We start from the raw sequence: 20,772 nt of genomic DNA on the forward strand, positions 1-20,772 counted from the left end.
AATAGGGAAGGTAATCATGCAGACTTCTGCCAAGACGCCCGACGCCAAGACACTGGACAAGATGACGCTCCACGAGCGCTCGGACATGATGGCGCTCGTTGCGGACGCACTCGAGGCAACGGCCGAGAAGGCCTATGAGATCGGCGACGACCGGTTCGCAGAGAATTCGATCAGCCTCGCCAATATCATCACCAGCTGTGCGGACGATCTGGTTGTTGGCAACCTGCCGGCAGCCGAGCTTCTGCTGCAGCAGGGCATCGCCTTACTCAGCCTGTTTCCAGGCGAGCCCCGCGAGTTCACCTTGCACTAAAGCTTGTGACCACGGCCGGCAGTTCTGCCGGCCGTTAACGCGTCGCGCTATCGGCAACCTCCGCCATTGGCCGCCACACGACCGCGCAGCAGCTGATGACATCTCGGCCCTTCAGGCGACTTCAAGCGCGAGGTCCACGGCAGCCAATGCGTGGATCTCGGTCGTATCGAACACCGGCACCGGGCTGTCGGCCTGCGATATCAAAAGCATGATCTCCGTGCAGCCCATGATGATGGCTTCCGCGCCCGCATCGACCAGCCGCGTGATAATCGCGCGGTAGGCGTCGCGGGAGCTGTCCTTGACGATGCCCGCAACGAGTTCCCGATAGATGATCTCGTGCACCTTGGCGCGGTCTTCCCCCTCCGGCACCAGCACCTCGAGGCCGAATGCGTCCTTCAACCGGCCCTTGTAAAAATCCTGCTCCATCGTGAAGCCGGTTCCAAGCAGGCCGACCTTTCTGAGCCCCGCCGCCTTGATCTTCTCTGCCGTCGGGTCGGCGATATGCAGCAGCGGAATGGAGACGGCCGCGGAAACGTCGGCGGCCATCTTGTGCATCGTGTTGGTGCAAATCATCAGAAAATCGGCACCGCCGGCTTCCAGCCGGCGCGCCGCCGCGATCATCTCTTCCGTCAGCGCCGGCCAGTCGCCGTGATGCTGAAGGCGTTCGATCTCACCGAAATCCATCGACCACATCAGCGATTTCGCCGAATGCACGCCGCCCAGGCGATCACGCACCGTCTCGTTGATGATCCGGTAATATTGCGCCGAGCTCTCCCAACTCATGCCGCCAATCAGGCCGATGACTTTCACCTTGCACCCTCCGTTTTCAACCGAACTCTGAGCTAACAAATCGCGCGCCGCCGCGATAGCTCCTACGGCTGCGTAGCCACTGCGAATGCGGTCATTCCGAGCGCGCACTCGCCTCATTCGCCGGTCTTCCTCATCTGCACGGAAGCCGCCTTTCGCCACGGTTCCACGACGGGACGACGACAGCCGGTTGACATTTCCGGTTTGGTGGACTTTTATATTCCAAAATAAAGAACGACATAGCATAATTATGGAATATGAGGAGGAGCAAAATGAAATCAGCTAAATTTGCATTGCTTATCGGAACGGCCCTCGTGGCATCGGCATCGCTCGCCTTCGCCCAGGAAAAGGGTGGCGTCATCAACGTCGCAACGGTCGGAGAGCCGCCGACGCTCGATCCGATGGCATCGACCGCCGATCTCGTCGGCATCGTCTCGCAGCACATCTTCGAGACGCTCTACACCTTCGACAAGGACTGGAAGCCGACGCCGCTTCTGGCGGCAGCCCTTCCCGAGATCAGCGCCGACGGCAAGACCTACACGATCAAGCTGCGCTCGGGCGTCAAGTTCCATGACGGCACCGACCTTGACTCGAAGGATGTCGTCGCCTCACTCGAGCGCTGGACCAAGGTCGCTTCGCGCGGCAAGCAGACGGCAACGACGATTTCCGGCATCGAGGCGGTCGACCCGCTGACGGTGAAGATCTCGCTCAACACCCCTTATGCGCCACTGCTCTCGCTGCTCGCCTTCAACAACTCGGCCGCCATCGTGCTGCCGTCTGAAAAGCAGGCCGAGCCGATGACCGATTTCGTCGGCACCGGCCCCTATCAGCTGAAGGAGCGCAAGGCGGACCAGTATATCCAGCTCACCCGCTACGACGCCTACAAGTCGCCGGAAGGCGAGGCCAACGGCTACGGCGGCGCGCGCCATCAGTATGCCGATGAGATCCGCTTCGTGCCGGTTCCGGACCCGAATACCCGTGTCGAGGCGGCTGTTTCCGGCCAGTATGACTATGTCGACTCGCTCCCGGTCGAATCCTTCGATCGCGTCAAAGGTTCGAGTGCTTCCGATCCCGTCATGCTCCAGCCCTTCGGTTGGCCCGTCTTCGTGCTGAACTCCGGCAACGGCATGACCAAGAACCTTGACCTGCGTAAGGCGATCCGCGCTTCGCTCAGCATGGAAGACATGATGGCCGCCGCCTTCGGCACCACCGACTTCTATGCGCTCGACGCCGCTCTCTATCCGTCGCAATTTGCTTGGCGGACCGATGCCGGCACCGAAGGCGCCTACAACATCGCGGACCCGGAAAAGGCCGGCGAACTCTTGAAGGCCGCCGGCTACAAGGGCGAGCCGCTGCGCATCCTCACCAGCCGCCAGTACGAGTTCCACTACAAGATGGCGCAGGTCGCGGCCGAGTATCTGAAGCTTGCCGGCTTCACGGTCGATCTGCAGGTGGTGGACTGGGCAACGCTCACCCAGCGCCGCGCCGACCCGACGCTCTGGGACATCTACATCACCCACAGCCCCTTCCTGCCGGAACCGGCGCTGATTGGCATGATGTCGACCAAGGCTCCCGGCAACTGGGACACACCTGCGCGTGCCAAGGCAGTCGATGCCTTCAATGCCGAATCCGATCCGGCCAAGCGCGTGGCCCTCTGGACCGATGTGCAGAAGGTCATCTTCGAAGAAGTGCCCTTCATCAAGATCGGTGACTTCAACGCCCTTTCGGCCAAGTCGAAGTCGCTCGACGGCGTTTCGCCGGCCCCGTGGCCGTACTTCTGGAACGCTTCGATCAAGAAGTAAGCTCCCCTCCCAAGGGACTTCGGCGGATGCTCGGCCCATGGCCCGGCGTCCGCCTGAAGGGGCGCGTCGCCCTGCCTCCACCCTTCGCGGCGGAGCGCACAGGAAAGGTTCGAGGCCACCATGTTACGCTACATTTTTCAGCGGCTGATGGGCATGATCGTCGTCATGGCGATCGTCGTCACGATCGTCTTCGTCATCGTCCGCGTGACGCCGGGGGATCCGGCCGCCGTGATGCTCGGTCCGGAGGCGACCCAGGAAGACATCGCGGAACTGCGCACGCGGCTCGGCCTCGACCAGTCGCTCGGCCTGCAATATGTCTACTATATCGGGCAGCTGCTGCAGGGCGATCTCGGCCAATCGATCTTCCTCAACCAGCCGGTCACTTCGGCACTGGCAGAGCGTGCCGAACCGACCTTCTTCCTGACGCTGTTTTCCATCCTGATTGCCTGTGCGATCGCGCTGCCTATCGGCATCTACGCCGCCTACCGGCGCGGATCCTTCGTCGACCAGGCGGCAACCACGCTAGCGATGCTCGCCGCAAGCATTCCGAGCTTCTGGCTCGGCCTGATCCTGATCCAGGTGCTTGCTGTGCGGTTTGGCTGGTTCCCGGTCTCCGGCTATGGCGGCCCCGGCTCCTCCTTCTTGGAGCGCATGTACCATCTGACCCTGCCGGCGATCGCGCTCGGCGTCGTCTCCTCCGCGCTGATCCTCCGGTTCACCCGCGCCTCGATGCTCGACGTGCTCGGCGACGATTTCATCCGCACCGCACGGGCCAAGGGCCTCGGCGAACGCAAGGTGGTGATGAAACACGCGCTGAAGAACGCGTTGATCCCTATCCTGACGATCATTGGTCTCACCGCCGCTGTGCTCATCTCCGGCGCCGTCGTCACCGAGACGGTCTTTGGTCTTCCGGGCGTCGGCAACCTCGTCGTCTCGGCCGTGCTTCGCCGCGACTATCCGGTGATCCAGGGTGCGCTGCTCGTCATTGCAGCCCTCTACGTACTGATCAATTTCGCGATCGACATGCTCTATCTCCTCGTTGATCCAAGGGTGCGCTACTGATGGCTATTTCCGTATCTGCCCCCGCCGAGAGCGAAGGCCGCAAGTTCATCCGCCGGCTCTTAAAGCGCAAGACCGTCGCCTTCGGCCTGATCGTGCTGACCGCCTTCGTGCTGCTCGCCGTCTTCGCACCGCTGATTGCGCCTTACGCGCCCGGCAAGCTGTCGATCGTCAACCGGCTGCAGCCGCCGAGCCTGCAATGGTTCTTCGGCACCGACGAATTCGGCCGCGACGTCTTCTCGCGCACCATCTATGCCGGCCGACTGTCGCTGCTTGTGGGCGCCGCCGTCGTCTCGCTCGCAACCGTGATCGGCGTCGTGCTCGGGCTTCTTGCCGGCTTCTTTCCGAAGCTCGACACGCCGATCGCCCGCGTCATCGACGCGATGATGGCTTTCCCCGACATCCTGCTTGCGATCGCGCTGGTCGCAGCCCTCGGCCCGTCGCTGACAACCGTCATCATCGCGCTCAGCATCGTCTATGCGCCGAGGCTTGCCCGCGTGGTGCGCGCCTCAACGCTGGTCATCCGCGAGCTTCCTTACGTCGAGGCGGCCCGCGCGCTCGGCATCTCGACGCCGCACATCATGACCCGGCACGTGCTGCGCAACCTGCTGTCGCCGGTACTCGTGCAGGGCACCTTCCTCTTCGCGCATGCGATGCTCGCCGAAGCCGGGCTCTCCTTCCTCGGCGTCGGCGTCAGCCCGGAAATCCCCACCTGGGGCACGATGATCGCCTCGGGACGCCAGTACATCGGCCAGGCCGACTGGGTGACGCTCTTCCCCGGCATCGCCATCGTTCTCTCGGTGCTGTCGCTGCAGATGGTCGGTGACGGCCTGCGGGACATGCTCGACCCCCGCCTCAGAAAGGACCTGTAAGTCATGACGAACGCAACATTGAGCGCTGGTCCGGTGTTGATCCGGCAGGTGAAGCCCGTCGCCTTCGGCATGGCCGCACAGGCGGACACGATCGACATCCTCGTCGACGGTGACGGCCGCATCGCAGCCCTCGGCCCGAACCTCGAGGCATCCGGAGACGTGCGCCGCGTTGAGGGCAACGGCGCCTGGATCTCGCCCGGCTGGATCGACCTGCACGCCCATGTCTGGCATGGCGGCACCGACATTTCCGTGCGCCCGCAGCTTTGCGGCATGGAGCGCGGCGTCACCACCATCGTCGACGCGGGTTCGGCCGGCGAAGCCAATTTCCACGGCTTTCGCGAATACATCATCGAGCCGTCACGCGAGCGCATCAAGGCGTTCCTCAATCTCGGTTCGATCGGTCTTGTGGCCTGCAACCGCGTCAGCGAACTCTCCGACATCCGCTCGATCGACATCGACCGCATCATCGCCTGCTACCAGGAGAACCGCGAGCACATCGTCGGCCTCAAAGTGCGCGCCAGCCATGTGATCACCGGCTCCTGGGGCGTCACACCGGTGAAGCTCGGCAAGAAGATCGCCAAGATCCTGAAGATCCCGATGATGGTGCATGTCGGCGAACCGCCGGCACTCTATGACGAGGTCCTTGAAATCCTCGGCCCCGGCGACATCGTCACCCATTGTTTCAACGGCAAGGCCGGTTCGAGCATCATCGAGGACGAGGACCTGTTCGAGCTTGCCGAACGTTGCGCCAGCGAAGGCATCCGCCTCGACATCGGCCACGGCGGCGCCTCCTTCTCCTTCCGTGTCGCCGAAGTGGCGATCGCCCGCGGGCTCCTGCCGTTCTCGATCTCCACCGACGTGCACCTGCGCAGCATGAACCAGTCGGTATGGGACCTCGGCACCACCATGTCGAAACTCCTAAGTGTCGGCATGCCCTTCGAAAAGGTGGTCGAGGCCGTGACCAAGGCGCCCGCCTCGGTGATCCGCCTGGACATGGACAACCTCTTGAGTGTCGGCGCCCGCGCCGAATTCACCCTCTTCGATCTCGTCGATAGCGAACTCCGGGTCTTCGATTCCCTCGGAGCCGAAGCCCATCTCAATCGCCTGTTCGAGCCGCGCTACGCGGTGATGGGGACCGAGGTGGTCGCAGCGAACCGCTATCAGCCGCAGCATGTCGAATGCCCAGACCACAGCCATGGCTTCGGCTACCGCTGATTCAGGGCGACAGAATACAGAAATGACAGGATATCGCGTGAACAGTCTGGATCAGAAGAAGAACACCTCTGCTGCCGTCTCCCCCTATGAACGACTGCAGGCCCTCGGCATCGATCTGCCGCCGGCTCCGCCGCCGATCGCCAACTTCGTCACGCATGTGCAGGAGGGCAACATTCTCTACCTCTCCGGACAGGGCCCGCGTGAAGTCGACGGCCATCTGCATGCCGGCAAGGTCGGCGCCGATGTCGATATCGAAAGCGCCTATGAGCATGCGCGACTGACGGGGATCAACCTGCTTGCGGTCATGCAGGATGCGCTGGGCGATCTCGGCCGCGTCAAGCGCATCGTCAAGCTGCTCGGCATGGTCAACGCCGTGCCGGAATTCGAGGAGCATCCGCGCGTCATCAACGGCTGCTCGGATCTGATGGTCGATGTTTTCGGCGAAGCCGGTCAGCATGCCCGCTCAGCGGTGGGTTTCGGGTCACTGCCCGGAAACATCACCGTCGAGATCGAGGCAATCGTCGCTCTCTACGAGTGACGCCAGGAGGTCGTGTCAATGGCTGCGCCAGCCCATCATCTTCTCGATCCGCTCGGCGGAAACCCTGACGTGATCGGCGTAGAACGCCCGGTCGTCGAGGATTTTCTGCTCCGGCAGCACGATGGAGATCGTGGCGGCGCAATTACCCTTGTCGTCGAGAATGGGCGCGGCGACACAGGCGACCGCGTAGTCGGATTCGCCGGCCTGGATCGACAGCCTTGCTGCAAGCGCGCTCTCGGCCTGGTCGGAAAGGGCCGCCGGATCGATATCGGCGCGGCCGGTCGGCGAGGTGCGGGCGCAGCGGCGGAAAAGCTCGAGCCTTTCGTCGGCCGGCAGATGGCCGACCAGCAGGCGGCCCGAGGCCGTCCAGTTGAGCGGCACGCGGGTACCGACGCGCGATGTCACCTGGAAATGGCCGGGACCATCGGCCATGGCGAGCACCTGCATGTAGTCGCCGTCGCGGCCGCAGAGCTGGATCGTCTCGGCGACTTCGCGCCCGAGGTCGTGCATCTCGCGGGTGGCAACGCCGAGGAAGTCGAGCGAGCGGGCATAGGCCAGACCATAGTGATACAGCCGATCACCAAGCCAGACGAGACCGTCGGCATCACGGCTGAGCAGGTTCTTCTCGACCATGTCGTCAACGATGACATAGGCCGTCGACAGCGGTGCGCCGACCGCCTTGGCAATCGCGTAGACGCCGCTCGGAGAACCCGTCTCGTAAAGGAAATCGAGCACCTGCAGCGCCCGGTCCATACCGCTCACGCGCGAACGGCGCGGCTTGCCGGTCGCTTCGATGTCGTCATTCGGCTCGACGCCGGTCGTCGTCTTGTCCACTCGTCAACTCCTGCGCGGCTCGAATTGCGCACTGCCGGGAAAGTGTCGGGTCCCGCTGCTGCCGCGCCCTCGATGGCGGCTGCGACAGATGGCGGAAGGCCTCACGCATACTTCATTACTATGGTAGATATTCCGCGAAAACGGAATAGTCTATCCGTTTCGACTGCCAGAAAATCGCCTGCCAGACAATCACATGGAGACCACTATGCCTGACCGTGACATTCGCGAAGCTCTCGGACTTCGTCCCGTTATCAACGTCTCCGGCACGATGACGGGCCTCGGCGCATCGATCGTGGTCCCGGAAGCAATTGCCGCCATGACTGGCATACTGCCGCAATTCGTCGAGATCAACGACCTGCAGCGCAAGGTGAGCCCGGTGATTGCGCGGCTGACCGGTGCGGAGGCCGGTTTCGTCACGGCCTCCTGCTCCGCCGGCATCAGCCTTGCCGTCGCCGGTTGCATGACCGGCAGCGACCTTGCCGCCATTGAGCGGCTTCCAGACACGAGCGGCCTTAAGAATGAGGTCATTCTGCAGATGGGCCATGTGATCAGCTACGGCGCACCGGTCGACCAGGCGATCCGCATCGCCGGCGCAAAGCCGGTGCTGATCGGTCAGGCGACGTCGGCCTACCGCTATCATCTGGAAGGCGCGATCAACGAGCGTACCGCCTGCGCCGTCTACGTCGTCTCGCATCATGTTGTGCAATACGGGCTTCTCGACCTCAAGGAATTCGCCGAGGTCTGCCATTCTAAGGGCGTGCCTGTCATCGTCGATGCCGCGTCCGAATATGACCTGCGCATCTTCCTCGAACACGGCGCTGACATCGTGCTCTATTCCGGCCACAAGTTCCTGGGTGGCCCGACCTCGGGCATCGTCGCCGGAAAGAAGGCGATGGTCCGGAACACCTTCCTGCAGAACCTCGGCATCGGCCGCGGCATGAAGGTCGGCAAGGAAAGCATGCTCGGGGTTATGGCGGCCCTCGAAGCCTGGGAGAAGCGCGACCACGCCGGCATCCGTGAGCGCGAAACCAGCTACCTGAACCTCTGGCACGAAACGCTTGATGGTCGCCCCGGCATCCGGCCGGTGATCGAGGCCGATCCGACCAACAACCCGCTCGACCGCCTGCGCATCAACATCGACCCTCAGGAAGCCCATATCACCGCCTGGGATCTCGCCGACGCACTCGCTCGTGGCACGCCGCCGATCATCGTTCGCGACCACGAAGCCGAGCACAATTACTTCTACCTCGACCCCTGCAACCTGCATCCGGGCCAGGAGAAGGTGGTCGCACGCCGCCTTGCCGAGGAGCTCGACAAGGCGCGCGCCTCGAACGAGATCATCGCGACGTCGCTCAGCGAACGCAACGCCCGGCGCTTCGCCGGCCTGCTGCGCTGGCCGGATTGATCGAGTAGCGGAAGCGACATGACGATACCAACAGGCGGAGGAGCCGACATGACTGACACCGCAATCGCTCAGGGCCAAACGGCCACGCCTGTTCTCTCCGTCGAGAACCTGACGACCTCGTTTCTGGTCGATGGCACCTGGAAACCGGTCGTACGCGACATCTCGTTTTCGGTTGCACCCGGAGAGACCGTCGCGATCGTTGGCGAATCCGGCTCGGGCAAGAGCGTGACATCCCTGTCGATCATGCGGCTCCTTCAGAAGGAAACGAGCCGTGTCGAGGGCCGGGTGATGATGGGCGGCCGCAACATCCTCGACCTGCCCGAAAGCGAGATGCGTCGCGTGCGTGGCAACGACGTTGCGATGATTTTCCAGGAGCCGATGACCAGCCTCAATCCGCTGTTCACCATCGGCGACCAGATTTCGGAAGCGCTGCTCTGCCACAGTCCGATGTCGAAGGCCGACGCGCGGTCGGAAACCATTCGCCTGCTCGAAAAGGTGCGCATTCCCTCGGCTGCCTCGCGCTTCGACGAGTATCCGCATCGCTTCTCCGGCGGCATGCGCCAGCGCGTGATGATCGCCATGGCGCTTGCAAGCCGCCCGAAGCTGCTGATCGCCGACGAGCCGACGACCGCTCTCGACGTGACGATCCAGGGCCAGATCCTCGACCTGATCAAGGTGCTGCAGGAGGAGGAAGGCACCTCGGTGCTGTTCATCACCCACGACATGGGCGTCGTTGCCGAAATCGCCGACCGCACCGTGGTGATGTTCCGCGGCGACGCGGTCGAGACCGGCTCCACGGAAGACATCTTCCTCAGGGCGAAACACCCCTATACCCGCGCACTCCTTTCCGCCGTGCCCATGCTCGGCTCGATGAAGGGCGAGCCTCAGCCGATGCGTTTTCCGGTCATCGATGCGACAACAGGTCTTCCGAGCGCCACGGCCGAAGCCACCGACACGGTTCAATCCGGCCGCAAGCCGATCCTCGAAGTCAAGAACCTCGTCAAGCGGTTCGACATCCACGCCGGTCTGCTCGGCAAACTCAAGGGGCGCGTGCACGCGATCGAAAACGTCTCGTTCAGCCTGCAGCCGGGGGAAACACTCTCGCTCGTCGGCGAATCCGGTTGCGGCAAGTCGACGACCGGTCGCGCCATCATGCGACTGATCGAGCCGGAGAGCGGCTCGGTCACGCTCGATGGCCAGGATGTGCTTTCGATGGACCGCAAACGCCTGCGCGACATGCGCCGCACCATGCAGATGATCTTCCAGGATCCCTTTGCAAGCCTCAATCCGCGCATGACGGTGGGAGCTGCGATCGCCGAACCCTATCTCGAACACAAGCTCGGCACGCCGCGGCAGGCACGCGAGAGGGTTGCGGATCTGCTCGAACGGGTCGGCCTGCAGGCCGACATGGCGGCGCGTTATCCGCACGAATTCTCCGGCGGCCAGCGCCAGCGCGTCTGCATCGCCCGGGCGCTGGCGCTCGACCCCAAGGTCATCGTCGCCGACGAGTCGGTCTCAGCACTCGACGTCTCGATCAAGGCGCAGGTGATCAATCTTCTGCTCGACCTGCAGGCAAGCCTCGGCCTTGCCTACCTGTTCATCTCGCATGACATGGCCGTGGTCGAGCGCGTCAGCCACCGCGTTGCGGTCATGCATCTCGGAGAAATCGTCGAGATCGGCTCGCGCGCCCAGGTCTTCGAAAACCCGCAGCATCCCTACACCAAGAAACTGATCGCCGCCGTGCCGGTGGCCGACCCGACCCGTCGGCACGCCCGCCGCGGCGCTGCCAGCGACGAACTCAAGAGCCCCTTGCGCGCGCCAGACTATGTGCCAGTCGAACGCCGCTACCATCAGGTCGCCGACGATCATTTCGTCCAGGTCTGACCAGGTTGCACCTATTGGACCGCATCCGGCACGCTGAAGACGTGCCGGGTCTCGCGCGCCCTTCCGTGCGAAAGGTAAACTTTTCGACGGCCGTCAGAACGGTAGCCGGGCGTTCTCCTTGACTTCTTTCATCACAAAGAAGGTGCGCGTCTGGCGCACACCCGGTAGCGCGATCAGCTTCTGGCCATGCAGCTTGTTGAAGTCCGCCATGTCCCGGACCCGGATCTTCAGGAGATAGTCGAAGTCGCCGGCAACAAGATTGCAGTCGAGCACCTCCTTCATCTCCAGCACCGCGCCCTCAAAGGCCGCGAAGCTCTCAGGCGTCGAGCGGTCGAGCACCACGCCGACCATCACCAGCGCTCCGAGGCCAACGGCCGACGGCGCGATCTCGGCCCTCACACCGGTGATGTAGCCCTCTTCGAACAGCCTCTGCGTTCGCCGATGACAGGTGGCCGGACTGACATTGACCCGCTCGGCGAGGTCTGCGTTCGTCAGCCGTCCCTCGGATTGCAGGGCACGCAGGATCTTGAGATCGATCCGGTCAAAATCTTCCTCGGAAGAATCTTTCATTTTCTATCCAGCAAATTGAAGAAAGACGAAATCACATGGGAATGCTATTCGATCTGGCGAATTTTTGACAGCAACTTAGAGAGCACCTTACACGCGACTTCGCCTATCCTTCGCCTACAATTTTCACATGGAGGCCTGGATCGATGTCACTGCTTGAGAAGTTTGAACGCTACCCGCTCACCTTCGGCCCGACGCCGATCGAGCATCTGCCGCGGCTGACGGCGGCGCTCGGCGGCAAGGTCGAGATTTATGCCAAGCGCGATGACTGCAATTCCGGCCTCGCCATGGGCGGCAACAAGCTCCGGAAACTCGAATACATCGTGCCGGACGCAATCGCATCGGGTGCCGATACGCTGGTGTCGATCGGCGGCGTGCAGTCGAACCACACGCGCATGGTCGCCGCGACCGCTGCGAAGATCGGCATGAAATGCGTGGTCATTCAGGAAAAATGGGTGCCGCACTACGATGCGGTCTACGACCGCGTCGGCAACATCCTGATGACACGGCTGATGGGGGCGGACAGCCGGCTGGTCGATGACGGCTTCGATATCGGCATCCGAAAGAGCTGGGAGGATGCGATCCAGTCCGTGAAAGACGCCGGCGGCAAGCCCTATCCGATCCCGGCCGGCGCCTCGGTGCACAAATACGGCGCGCTCGGTTACGTCGGTTTTGCCGAAGAGGTGGCGGCACAGGAAAAGGAACTCGGCTTCACCTTCGACTATATCGTCGTCTGCGTCGTCACCGGCTCGACTCAGGGCGGCATGATCGTCGGTTTTGCTGCGCAGGACCGCGCCGATCGGGTGATCGGCATCGATGCGTCCGGCACGCTCCAGCAGACCCGTGCTCAAGTCCGCAACATCGTCGATGCCACCGCCGAACTGGTCCGTCTCGGCAGGCCAATCCGCGAAGACGAAATCGTGATCAATCCCGATTACGCCTACCCGGCCTATGGCGTACCATCGGAAGAGACCAACGAGGCGATCCGGCTTGCGGCTCGCACCGAGGCGATGATCACCGACCCGGTCTATGAGGGCAAATCCATGCAAGGCCTGATCGACCTTACACGCAAGGGCTTTTTCCCGGAGGGATCCCGCGTTCTCTACGCCCATCTCGGCGGCGCGCCGGCGCTCAACGGCTACAGCTACTACTACAAGGACGGCTGAAGCGCCGGCCGTAACCTGTAACCTTTCGTCCTCTTCATCGGAACCCGGCGATGACCGACACAGACCACCTGAAGACGATTGAAAAGCGCCTGCTCTGGTCCTCCCACTGGATGATCCATCATGCCAACCGTGTCCGGCCGAAGATCGACGGCATCAAGACCGGCGGGCACTTCGGCCGGAACAATCGGCGATCTCTATCGGCATTTCCGGCTCGACCGTAGCGCCCTCGCAGCGTCGGTCATATCGCTGACGGCGGGGCGCAAGACGACCGCCGAGCAAGAAGCGCTGCTCTTTCCGTAGCAACACGCCACCGCCAACACCAATGAGGACGAGTCTCCCGCTGCCGGCTTGGCAGCAGGCGGACATCTGCGTCGTCCACCAAGGAGAAGCGTCACCCGCAGGAGAAGACGCCACATCCGGGGAAAACCACACCCACAAGGATAAGGACCTATCGAAATGCGAAATCTGACAATTCTGGCCGCCACACTCTTGGGCTTGCTGGCGGCCCCGCTCGGGCACGCCATGGCCGAGCCCATCAAGAACGTCGTCATCGTGCATGGCGCACTCGCCGACGGCTCCGGCTGGCGCAAGGTCTTCGATCTTCTGAGCGCCAAGGGTTTCCACGTCACGGTCGTGCAGCCACCGATGACCGCGCTTAAAGACGACGTCGCGGCGACCAAGCGCGTCCTCGATCTGCAGGACGGCCGGTCGGTTCTGGTCGGCCACAGCTATGGCGGCATGATCGTTACCGAGGCGGGTAACGCCGAAAATGTCGCGGGCCTCGTCTATGTCGCAGCCTTCCAGCCGGACGCGGGCGAGACCCTGCTCGACCTTGCGGCCCGGACGCCGGCGGCGACCAAGAGCATCGCGGCGACGGAAGACGGCTATCTCTATCTCGATCCAAAGGCCTTCGAGGAGGATTTTGCCGCTGATATCCCTGCAGACGAGGCGCGTTTCATGGCACATTCCCAAGTCTTCCCGGCGAAAGCCGCCTTTGAAACCAGGATCACGACACCGGCCTGGAAGAACAAGAAGAGCTGGGCACTGATCGCCACCGACGACCGCGCTATCCATCCGGACCTGATGCGGGAGATGGCGAAGCGCGCCGGCAGCGAGCCGGTCGAGGTCAAGGCCAGCCATGCGGTCTTCATGTCGCAACCGGCGGCCGTCGCCGCGCTGATCGAGAAGGCGGCAGCAACGCTTTCCGACTGACGCACGATGATCCCCTCGCCTCCGAGGCGGATCGCAAGGTCCGCCGCGGAGTCTATTTTCCGTCGATCCTGACTAGACGTTCGCGGTCCTAAGCAGACGCTCGCCCCCCTCGATTGCCTGGCGCACTCGCCTGCGGTCGCGCCTCAGGGTGTCCAGGCAATCGTTGCCGAACCACTCCAGCGATGCATCGGCGAGCGGATCGTCTGACATCTCCTGGAGGAACCGATCGTAGTCGACAACGCCTTGGAACAGCGGCGTCATGCCCCGCCGGCTACCGGCCGCGGCATAGACATTGGCTGGTTCGAAGACGGACAGGTCCGCCCGATCGATGATGTTCTTCAGGTGGTAGTGGCGGATATGCGGCCTCATTGCCCGGTGTACCGTGACCGGATCATCGCCGCCCTCCCAGACATGCAGCGTGTCGAAATTGATCGCGAAGTGGGAATGGTCGACCTCGTCAATCAGTTGCATGGTCGAGGCCGCGGTGTCGGCCAGCGTCTTCGGGTGTGTCTCGGCAAGCAGGTGAATGCCGTAGCTGGCGGTGATCTCGCAGATTTCCTTCAATCGCCCGACGATCTGCCCGCGCTCATCCGTCCCGACGGCGAGACTCCCGCGGCTTCCGGCGAAGGTGCGGATCTTGCGGGTGCGCCAACGGCGGGCAAGCCTGCAAAGCTCCACTGTCTTGTGCCTCAACGCTTCGGTATCGCCATCAAGCGGGAGGTAGTCACTGATCATCGGCACCGACAGGCCGTAGCCGTCGAGCCACTCGGCGTTCCGGTCCACCCGTGGTGCCAGGTTGCGGGCATGGGCACCCCAGAGCTCGATGCCCTGGAAATCGTTGGCCTCGGCCCAGGCAGCAATTTCGTCGAGAGAAATGAGATGATGCCGGAAAGTGATGGTGCAGAGCGAAACTCTCATCGCACAACCCTCTTCATTGCGGGAACGTCTTCGGGAAGGACGAGGTCGCTCCAGAGAGCGAAGACCTCGGCGAGCTTGGCTTTAAGCTTCGTCTCGAGACGATCCGCCTCATCAAGCCGTTCGAACACCGACTCCGCCAGAAGGCGATCGCCCGTCTGAGCAAGCTTCATCACGGCGTAGTGCAGGGTCTTCAGCGCTTGAACCAGCGCCTCGATTTCCCCGCACCATGCCTCGAATTCGGCCGCAGGAAGCTTCAGCGCCCGCCAGTAGAAGGCAAAGCCGTGTTCGTAGGCGTATTTCCGGATGGTGATGACGGGCAGTTCACGCACCGCCGCGCCAAGGTTCGAAAGCGCAAGCCCGTCCCGTTCCTCAAGATGTGCGGTGACGATCGCCCGGATGGCATCGGCAAGCGGGTTGCGATCACGAACGAAGCAGGCTTCGAAATAGGCTTTCAGGTCTTCCGCGTACGGCGCGCGCGCTTCGGCATTGTCGAAGACATAGCCGCCGCCAACCGTCGGCTGAATGATCGCGTGAATGACCTTCTCCTTGGCGATTTCGCCTTCCCAGCGATAGTCGGGGTCGTGCACGAACCAGGTTTCGGGGTCGGCGGTTTCCTGCAGCATGAGGTAGTGCGGAAACGGGTTCTGGTTGAACTTGTTCTCGCGCTCCGGCAGGTGGAACATGTCGAGCATGACCATGACCGCGCCGGTTTCGCTGCGCTGTTTCAGAAGGCCGATGAGCACTGCGAGATTGTCGAGCTTGGTGCGGTCCGGATCATACCACTCGACGACTGAGACGCCGTAGAGCCGCTCGAACCAGCTGCGGAAGAATTCCTGGGTGATATCGGGTGCATGATAGAGAAGCTCGAAACGGTCGCTGACCGCGAACTTCGCATCCCAGACAGCGAAATAGAACGGCCGCTGGTCAAGCCCGTTTCGCTTCAGGCCATCGGAAACGCAACTCACGAAGCAATGGACCTTGATGTCGTAATAGGCCTCGCCATGCACACCCTCGTCCGTCGTTCCGCCGGTCAGCGGAAAGGCCGGTACGACGATACCCGACGTTTTCGGCAAATAAAGCGAGGCGAGATCGCCGACCGTCTCGATCTCCTGCTTCGCGATCGCCTCTTCCGGTACGGACAGGCCATATTCGAGCTCGAGATTGAGGAAGATTTCGAGGATCAGCACCGAGTCGAGATAGAGATCTTCATTCAGCCGGGCATCCGGGCCGAAGCCCTCCATATGTCCATGCGCCATCTTGTCGGTGAGAACGGTCTCGATCGCTGAAAGGATTTCGGGCTCAGTCATGATGCGGCTCCTGCGATCGGCTTGTTGAATTCGCCTGCCAGATGGCGCGCCGCTACGTCGCGGCGGCTGATCTTGCCGTTCGCCTGGCGGGGAACCGCATCGACCTGCAAAATCTCCATGGGCAACTGGTGGCCAGCGAGGTGGCGACTGCACCATTCACGCACGGCCTGCGGCGCCACCGGCACTTCGGCGCTGAAGAGCAGCGCGACGCGCTCGCCGGCGAAACGGTCAGCCTTGCGGAAGGCAACGGCATCGCTGACGGCGGGCATGGCCATGACGGCATCCTCCACGTCCTTCGGGTAGACGTTGAGGCCGGAGACATTGATCATGTCGTCCAGGCGCGAGACGAAGACCAGCATGCCGTCGGCGCGGCGATAGCCGAGATCGCGTGTGTGGATCGCGGCGCCGGCAGCATTCCTGACGACGATTTCGCCCGCGTGCTCGGCACTGTTGCCGGTTGCGGCGGAAAGATGCGGCAACACGAAGCCCATGTCGCCGGCAGCAGCCACATCCGGATTGATGGCGATGCAGCCGGATTCCGAGCAGCCATATTGCTGGAACATGAACCGGCTCTTGGCGCGGATATCGGCAAACCAGGGGTCGGGAAGCAGCGTGCCCGAGGTCATCGTCGCGTGGATCTGTTCGCCCTGGGGCATCAGCCGCGCCAGCGTGTGCAGGATCGCCGGCGACGAATAGAGCAGCGGCCGCTCCGTTTCGCGCAAGACCTTCAGCAGGTACTTCGGGTTGGCCGTGTTGACGATGACAGGCGTCTGGCCGCGCTTCAGCGCCACCAGGATGCCGCAGATCAGCCCATAGGAATGGGTGGTCGGGCAGGCGATGACGGGCGTCATGTCCTCCGGTTCGCGGAAAGTGTCGACGTAGCTTTCGATTTCGGCGTCGATCTCCTGCCAACTGCGCGCAATGCACGTCGGCGCGCCTGTCGTGCCGGAGCTCATCTGCAGCAGCGTTCCCGGCTTCGACTCCACGGCGGGCACGTCGAGAACTTCGGCCGTCAGGCTGTTGTAGAACAACCGATCGCAGCCGGCGCCGATCGCGAGCTTGCGGGCGGCCGGATAGGGCGTGCCGGGATGGATCGGCAGCACGCTCGCACCCGCTTGGCGGAGCGCGAAGAACAGCGCCAGCCAGTCGACCGTCTCGGCAAAGCAAACGGCACAGCGGCCGGTGTCGCGTTCGCGAAGGCCAATCTCGGCGGCCATGCGCGCCGATCTTTCGTTAAAATAGCTCTCGTCGTAGAGCCTGTCATCGATGCGGATCATGACTTTCTCCTTCGTTGAAGCTCTCTTGCGGCCAAGGAATTCGGCACCGTGTGGTGGTATTCCGGCTTCGCCGCGAGGAGCTTCCTCGTCATCAGGGATTCGGTGAGAATGCGAGGCTGACCGCAGCCGAGCTGGCTCAGCCGCTCGGTCGCCCCATGCTCGCTCACATAAGCCGCAAGCGCGCTCTCGACCCGTTGCCAGAAGAGCGCTTCCGGCAGGTCGTAGCAGTGGTCGAGCAGATGGGAGATTTCGCTGAGATTGTAGACGAACAGCGTGTCCATCACCAATTCGCGCAGCGAATCCAGATTGTCCGTCCAGTAGAATTGGTCCGGCTCGGCATCACGGTAGGCCGGGTTCAGCGACAGGAAATCCGGCGCCTTGTCCGGTTCGCGTAGAAAGTCCGGTGAAAACTCGATGCTCTCGTGGAAGTCGCGCAGGATGAGCCTGACCGGCCAGCCGTCGCGATGAACGAGCAACATGTTCTGTCCGTGCGCCTCCACGGCCACCCCATGATGGACGAGCAGATGCCAGACCGGCAGGACGGCGACCTCGATCAGCCGGTTGATCCACGGCATCAGGCCGTGGCGCTGGATCCAGTCGTCGGCGAATGGCCGTCCGTCCGCCTCCACCATCATCAGGGCATTGAAGGGAACGGCCGCCTCGCCAGCGGCAAGCGTCGCTTCGGCGCTCTCTCGCCAGATCGCCGCTACCTGGCCCGCCAAGGGGCCGTCGCGCCCGGCGATAATCCCGGCATATTCCTGCAGGATCGTCAGCGGGTAACGTTCGCCGAAGGCCGGATCGTTCCCGACGATCCCGGCGATCCAGCGCGAGATAACCGGCGCCGTGCAGACCGAATGCGGCTCAAGCGTCCGGCGCGAGGACGTGTTGACGATGTTGAGCGGCAGCTTGAGGCTCGCGGCATGAGGCTGATCCCGGTTCAGCAGCGAGCGCACCGACTGCGTCGCCGTATAGTGGTCGCCGGTCGGCCCAAGGCAAAGGACGTCCCCCGCTGCAATCCAACCGGCAAGCTCCGTTTCACGCAGTTCGCGCCACTGCCAGGGGTGGAGCGGGAGAAAGCCGAATTCTTCCGGCGAGACGCCCAGTCGCTGTTGCTTCGCGCGCAGCTCGGACCATGCCCCATGTCCGAGTTCGGTGCCCCAGAACGCGTCTTCGTCGGCGGGCAGTGCCTGGTGAAGATGTTTGCGCGCAACGAGCAGCCAGACGAGCTGGAACGCCCGCCCGGCTTCCGGCCCGTAGGCCGTATGATCGGCGAAGGAAAAGCCGGTGCGCGCCTTGTAGCAGGGATGGTAAGGGTGCCCCTCGTCAAGCGCGCCTTCGAGTTCGGCGAACGACATCGCGCGGCGCGGCCGTTGGAGCAGATGGCGCTCATTCCACGCGCAAAAGGCGATCGTCTGCGAAAGCTCGTCGAGCAGCTTTCCACGCGTGGGGCCGCTACCCGGCAGGGCGCCGACCAGTTGCGCCAGCGGCGGCGCGATCCAGCGGTCCGCACCCTCGCGCATCTCAATCGAGTTCGGCGCCAGGCGAAGCCGTCCGAAGGGGCCAATCGCGCCGCGGCAGCGATACTCCCGGCCACCGAGCGACCATTGAAAGTCGACGTCATCCCCGTGGACGTGTTCGCTGGCGTTGACGATGTTTTCGTAGAGGAGGGCGGCGACGAGCTGACGAAGCACGCGTTCGTCCGGCCGTCCCTTGAGCTCAAGAGGCAATGGCATGGTCGGTCCTCGGCACCGTCAGAACGGCCGGCGCCCGCAATGGGTTTGGCACGGGGCGGTAGAGCACCGGCGCGTGATTGGATTGCAGCTCGTCCACGTCATAGAGGCGGGTCGTCAGATTGGCCTTGCAGGCGATCGTCGGCAGGTCGAGGACATGGCGTGCGAATTCGCGGCCGGCTCCGGTCATGCGGGCGGCATAGACTTCGAGATACAGGCGCAGTTCCCGCAGCAGCAGGCTCTCCTCGCAGAGGCTGTCATGACCCATGCGACTGATGACCGAGAAGACCTGGTTGACGAGCAGGTAGTAGGCGAAGCGGTCGCGGATTTCGCTGTCGGCAAAATAGAGCGACGCGATCGTCTGCGTCTCGGGAACATGGCCGACGATCAGGCTGCGATAACGTTCGGAGAGGTAGAAGCCCTGGTTGTCCCGGTAGTAGCTGACGGATGGATAGCCATTGCTGACATCCAGCAGGCTGTTCTGCTGGTGCGCCTCAAGCGCGATGCCATAGTCATCATAAAGGCGGATCAAAGGCTCGACCGCGCAATCGAGATAGTGGCGGAACCACAGGAGGGCCGCGTCCGGCAGGCTTTCGCCCGTGCGCGCCGCCAGGGCCCGGACAAGGCGCTCCAGGCGCGAACCCTGGCCTGGAAGCGGATCGGCCGTCAGGGCGGCAACCGTCACGACGCCCCTGCCCTTCGCGCCCGAAAACGGGTTTTCCCGCAGTATGACTTCGAAGCCGCTTTCGCCCCGGCCGGGCAAGTCGAACGTGATATAGGCGGGGTCCTGGATGATCCGGAAATTTGGGGACCGCGCAGCAAACCCGATACGATCGAGGAGCTTCGCCATGGCGACGCCCGCCTCGAGTTCCTGGCGCCGATTCAACCGCACGGAATTGGTGATGCGGACAGGCAGGGAGAACTTGAGCATCCAGTCGGCATCGGCGTCATAGACCGTGCGCACCGATGAGGTCGCCGTAAAGGCAGGGCCGGCGGCCCCCAAGTGGCGCAACTGCCCCTTCCCGAGCATTGACCGGATGTCGGTATCGAGCAGCAGCGCTTCCGCCTGGAGCGGATGCATCGGCAGCAGGTATTCATCGCTAGCGAGCGTGACACCATCCGCCTCCGGCCCCACCAGCGAACGGACAATCTCATGGGCCGCCGTCGAACGGGCGGACGCGTGCCGCACGCAATCCGCCTTGGCGGCGAAATAGTGCAGTTTGAACGCGCCGCGCAGTTCCGGTGCGTAGGATTCCTGCTGCCAGTAGGTCATGCCCTGCCGGCTCTTCGGCGTCGGATGCTGCCAGTGACCGAAGACGAGCGACTGCTCCGCCTCGATGAAATGGCCGCCCTCTGCCGGCTCGGGCTCCGCCTTGTCGATATAGAGTGCGGTCTGCTGGTAGCTTTCGAGCACCCGCATCAGCAGTTCGAGCTCGAAGCCGCGCAAGGCATCCGCCTGGTTTTCGTCGCCCTGGCGGTAGCACTCATGGACGAGAATATGCAGCGCCGATATCAGTTCGATCTGGCGCCACGTACCGTCGGAAACGCCCCGGCCCCAGACCTTGCCGAAGTGATGCGGCCCGCAAAGGGACGGCGACGTCACCTTGACACGCAGGATCATGTGTTGCCTCGGGAGCGACCATTCCACACAGTCGAAAGCGCCGCCGGCGGTTCGGTGCATGACCCGGATGCCCGGGTTCACTTCGCGCAGATAGCAGTTGGCGAAGCTTTGGAAAGTGGCGATTTCTGCGATTTGCCTAGACGATTGCATTCTGTCGATCCTCGGCACGCGACACGCATAGCCGCGCAATGGCGTTGGGCGTTGTCGACCAACACATTGAATTTTCTTATTGAAAGTACTCTTGACCC

General features: G+C 63.0%; 19 protein-coding genes. 11 read left to right on the forward strand and 8 right to left on the reverse strand.

Annotation, left to right across the window (positions count from 1 at the left end; genetic code table 11):
• Positions 1 to 16: 16 nt before the first annotated feature.
• Complete coding sequence (locus PWG15_RS30435) at positions 17 to 310, forward strand: hypothetical protein (RefSeq protein ID WP_275025283.1); 294 nt, start codon at positions 17 to 19, stop codon at positions 308 to 310.
• A gap of 111 nt (positions 311 to 421) precedes the next feature.
• Here PWG15_RS30435 and PWG15_RS30440 read toward each other — a convergent pair whose 3' ends face one another.
• A complete protein-coding gene (locus PWG15_RS30440; protein WP_275025284.1) occupies positions 422 to 1,120 on the reverse strand; it encodes an aspartate/glutamate racemase family protein in 699 nt (232 codons plus the stop codon).
• Positions 1,121 to 1,389: 269 nt separating this feature from the next.
• Between PWG15_RS30440 and PWG15_RS30445 the strand changes: the two genes are divergently transcribed.
• The 5 genes from PWG15_RS30445 to PWG15_RS30465 all read left to right on the forward strand — a co-directional run bounded on the left by PWG15_RS30445 (position 1,390) and on the right by PWG15_RS30465 (position 6,603).
• Positions 1,390 to 2,919, forward strand: coding sequence for an ABC transporter substrate-binding protein (locus PWG15_RS30445; protein WP_275025285.1), 1,530 nt, complete (start codon positions 1,390 to 1,392; stop codon positions 2,917 to 2,919).
• A 120-nt stretch (positions 2,920 to 3,039) separates the two neighbouring features.
• Complete coding sequence (locus PWG15_RS30450; RefSeq protein WP_275025286.1) at positions 3,040 to 3,981, forward strand: ABC transporter permease; 942 nt, start codon at positions 3,040 to 3,042, stop codon at positions 3,979 to 3,981.
• Positions 3,981 to 4,850 (forward strand): ABC transporter permease, encoded by an 870-nt coding sequence (locus PWG15_RS30455; protein WP_275025287.1) that lies wholly within the window; start codon positions 3,981 to 3,983, stop codon positions 4,848 to 4,850. The genes PWG15_RS30450 and PWG15_RS30455 overlap by 1 nt, the downstream gene beginning before the upstream one ends.
• A 3-nt stretch (positions 4,851 to 4,853) precedes the next feature.
• On the forward strand, positions 4,854 to 6,065 hold the full coding sequence (locus PWG15_RS30460; RefSeq protein ID WP_275025289.1) for an amidohydrolase/deacetylase family metallohydrolase: 1,212 nt from the start codon (positions 4,854 to 4,856) through the stop codon (positions 6,063 to 6,065).
• Between the two features lie 22 nt (positions 6,066 to 6,087).
• Positions 6,088 to 6,603: a RidA family protein gene (locus tag PWG15_RS30465; RefSeq protein WP_425536788.1), complete on the forward strand. Its 516-nt coding sequence runs from the start codon at positions 6,088 to 6,090 to the stop codon at positions 6,601 to 6,603.
• Positions 6,604 to 6,618: 15 nt separating this feature from the next.
• On the opposite strand, the gene PWG15_RS30470 is transcribed toward PWG15_RS30465, so the two are convergent.
• Complete coding sequence (locus PWG15_RS30470) at positions 6,619 to 7,356, reverse strand: IclR family transcriptional regulator (protein ID WP_275027269.1); 738 nt, start codon at positions 7,354 to 7,356, stop codon at positions 6,619 to 6,621.
• Between the two features lie 286 nt (positions 7,357 to 7,642).
• On the opposite strand from PWG15_RS30470, the gene PWG15_RS30475 reads away from it, so the two are divergent.
• The gene (locus PWG15_RS30475) at positions 7,643 to 8,842 is read left to right on the forward strand and encodes an aminotransferase class V-fold PLP-dependent enzyme (protein ID WP_275025290.1); all 1,200 of its coding nucleotides are present in this window, start codon (positions 7,643 to 7,645) and stop codon (positions 8,840 to 8,842) included.
• 48 nt (positions 8,843 to 8,890) lie between these two features.
• Positions 8,891 to 10,726, forward strand: a complete 1,836-nt coding sequence (locus tag PWG15_RS30480; protein ID WP_275025291.1) for an ABC transporter ATP-binding protein — start codon at positions 8,891 to 8,893, stop codon at positions 10,724 to 10,726.
• A gap of 93 nt (positions 10,727 to 10,819) precedes the next feature.
• On the opposite strand, the gene PWG15_RS30485 is transcribed toward PWG15_RS30480, so the two are convergent.
• Positions 10,820 to 11,296: an Lrp/AsnC family transcriptional regulator gene (locus tag PWG15_RS30485; RefSeq protein ID WP_275025292.1), complete on the reverse strand. Its 477-nt coding sequence runs from the start codon at positions 11,294 to 11,296 to the stop codon at positions 10,820 to 10,822.
• A 143-nt stretch (positions 11,297 to 11,439) separates the two neighbouring features.
• Here PWG15_RS30485 and PWG15_RS30490 point away from each other — a divergent pair, with 143 nt between their 5' ends.
• The 3 genes from PWG15_RS30490 to PWG15_RS30500 all read left to right on the forward strand — a co-directional run bounded on the left by PWG15_RS30490 (position 11,440) and on the right by PWG15_RS30500 (position 13,671).
• Entirely contained in the window at positions 11,440 to 12,459 is a 1,020-nt protein-coding gene (locus tag PWG15_RS30490; protein WP_275025293.1) for a 1-aminocyclopropane-1-carboxylate deaminase, read from the forward strand.
• A 50-nt stretch (positions 12,460 to 12,509) separates the two neighbouring features.
• Positions 12,510 to 12,680 carry a hypothetical protein gene (locus tag PWG15_RS30495; protein WP_275025294.1) on the forward strand — a complete coding sequence of 57 codons (171 nt, stop codon included), beginning with the start codon at positions 12,510 to 12,512 and terminating at the stop codon, positions 12,678 to 12,680.
• 235 nt (positions 12,681 to 12,915) lie between these two features.
• The gene (locus PWG15_RS30500) at positions 12,916 to 13,671 is read left to right on the forward strand and encodes an alpha/beta fold hydrolase (RefSeq protein ID WP_275025295.1); all 756 of its coding nucleotides are present in this window, start codon (positions 12,916 to 12,918) and stop codon (positions 13,669 to 13,671) included.
• Between the two features lie 72 nt (positions 13,672 to 13,743).
• On the opposite strand, the gene PWG15_RS30505 is transcribed toward PWG15_RS30500, so the two are convergent.
• Genes PWG15_RS30505 through PWG15_RS30525 form a run of 5 tightly spaced genes read right to left on the reverse strand, consistent with a single transcriptional unit; the run spans position 13,744 to position 20,524 of the window.
• A complete protein-coding gene (locus PWG15_RS30505) occupies positions 13,744 to 14,589 on the reverse strand; it encodes a sugar phosphate isomerase/epimerase family protein (protein ID WP_275025296.1) in 846 nt (281 codons plus the stop codon).
• Positions 14,586 to 15,896, reverse strand: a complete 1,311-nt coding sequence (locus PWG15_RS30510; protein WP_275025297.1) for a DUF6005 family protein — start codon at positions 15,894 to 15,896, stop codon at positions 14,586 to 14,588. The genes PWG15_RS30505 and PWG15_RS30510 overlap by 4 nt, the downstream gene beginning before the upstream one ends.
• Complete coding sequence (locus PWG15_RS30515) at positions 15,893 to 17,173, reverse strand: AMP-binding protein (RefSeq protein WP_275025298.1); 1,281 nt, start codon at positions 17,171 to 17,173, stop codon at positions 15,893 to 15,895. Before PWG15_RS30515 ends, PWG15_RS30510 begins: the two co-directional genes overlap by 4 nt.
• Entirely contained in the window at positions 17,170 to 18,906 is a 1,737-nt protein-coding gene (locus tag PWG15_RS30520) for an IucA/IucC family protein (protein WP_275025299.1), read from the reverse strand. The genes PWG15_RS30515 and PWG15_RS30520 overlap by 4 nt, the downstream gene beginning before the upstream one ends.
• Positions 18,890 to 20,524: an IucA/IucC family protein gene (locus PWG15_RS30525; protein WP_275025300.1), complete on the reverse strand. Its 1,635-nt coding sequence runs from the start codon at positions 20,522 to 20,524 to the stop codon at positions 18,890 to 18,892. Before PWG15_RS30525 ends, PWG15_RS30520 begins: the two co-directional genes overlap by 17 nt.
• Between the last annotated feature and the right edge of the window lie 248 nt (positions 20,525 to 20,772).

This window comes from Ensifer adhaerens (genome assembly GCF_028993555.1).
Lineage (GTDB): Bacteria > Pseudomonadota > Alphaproteobacteria > Rhizobiales > Rhizobiaceae > Ensifer > Ensifer adhaerens_I.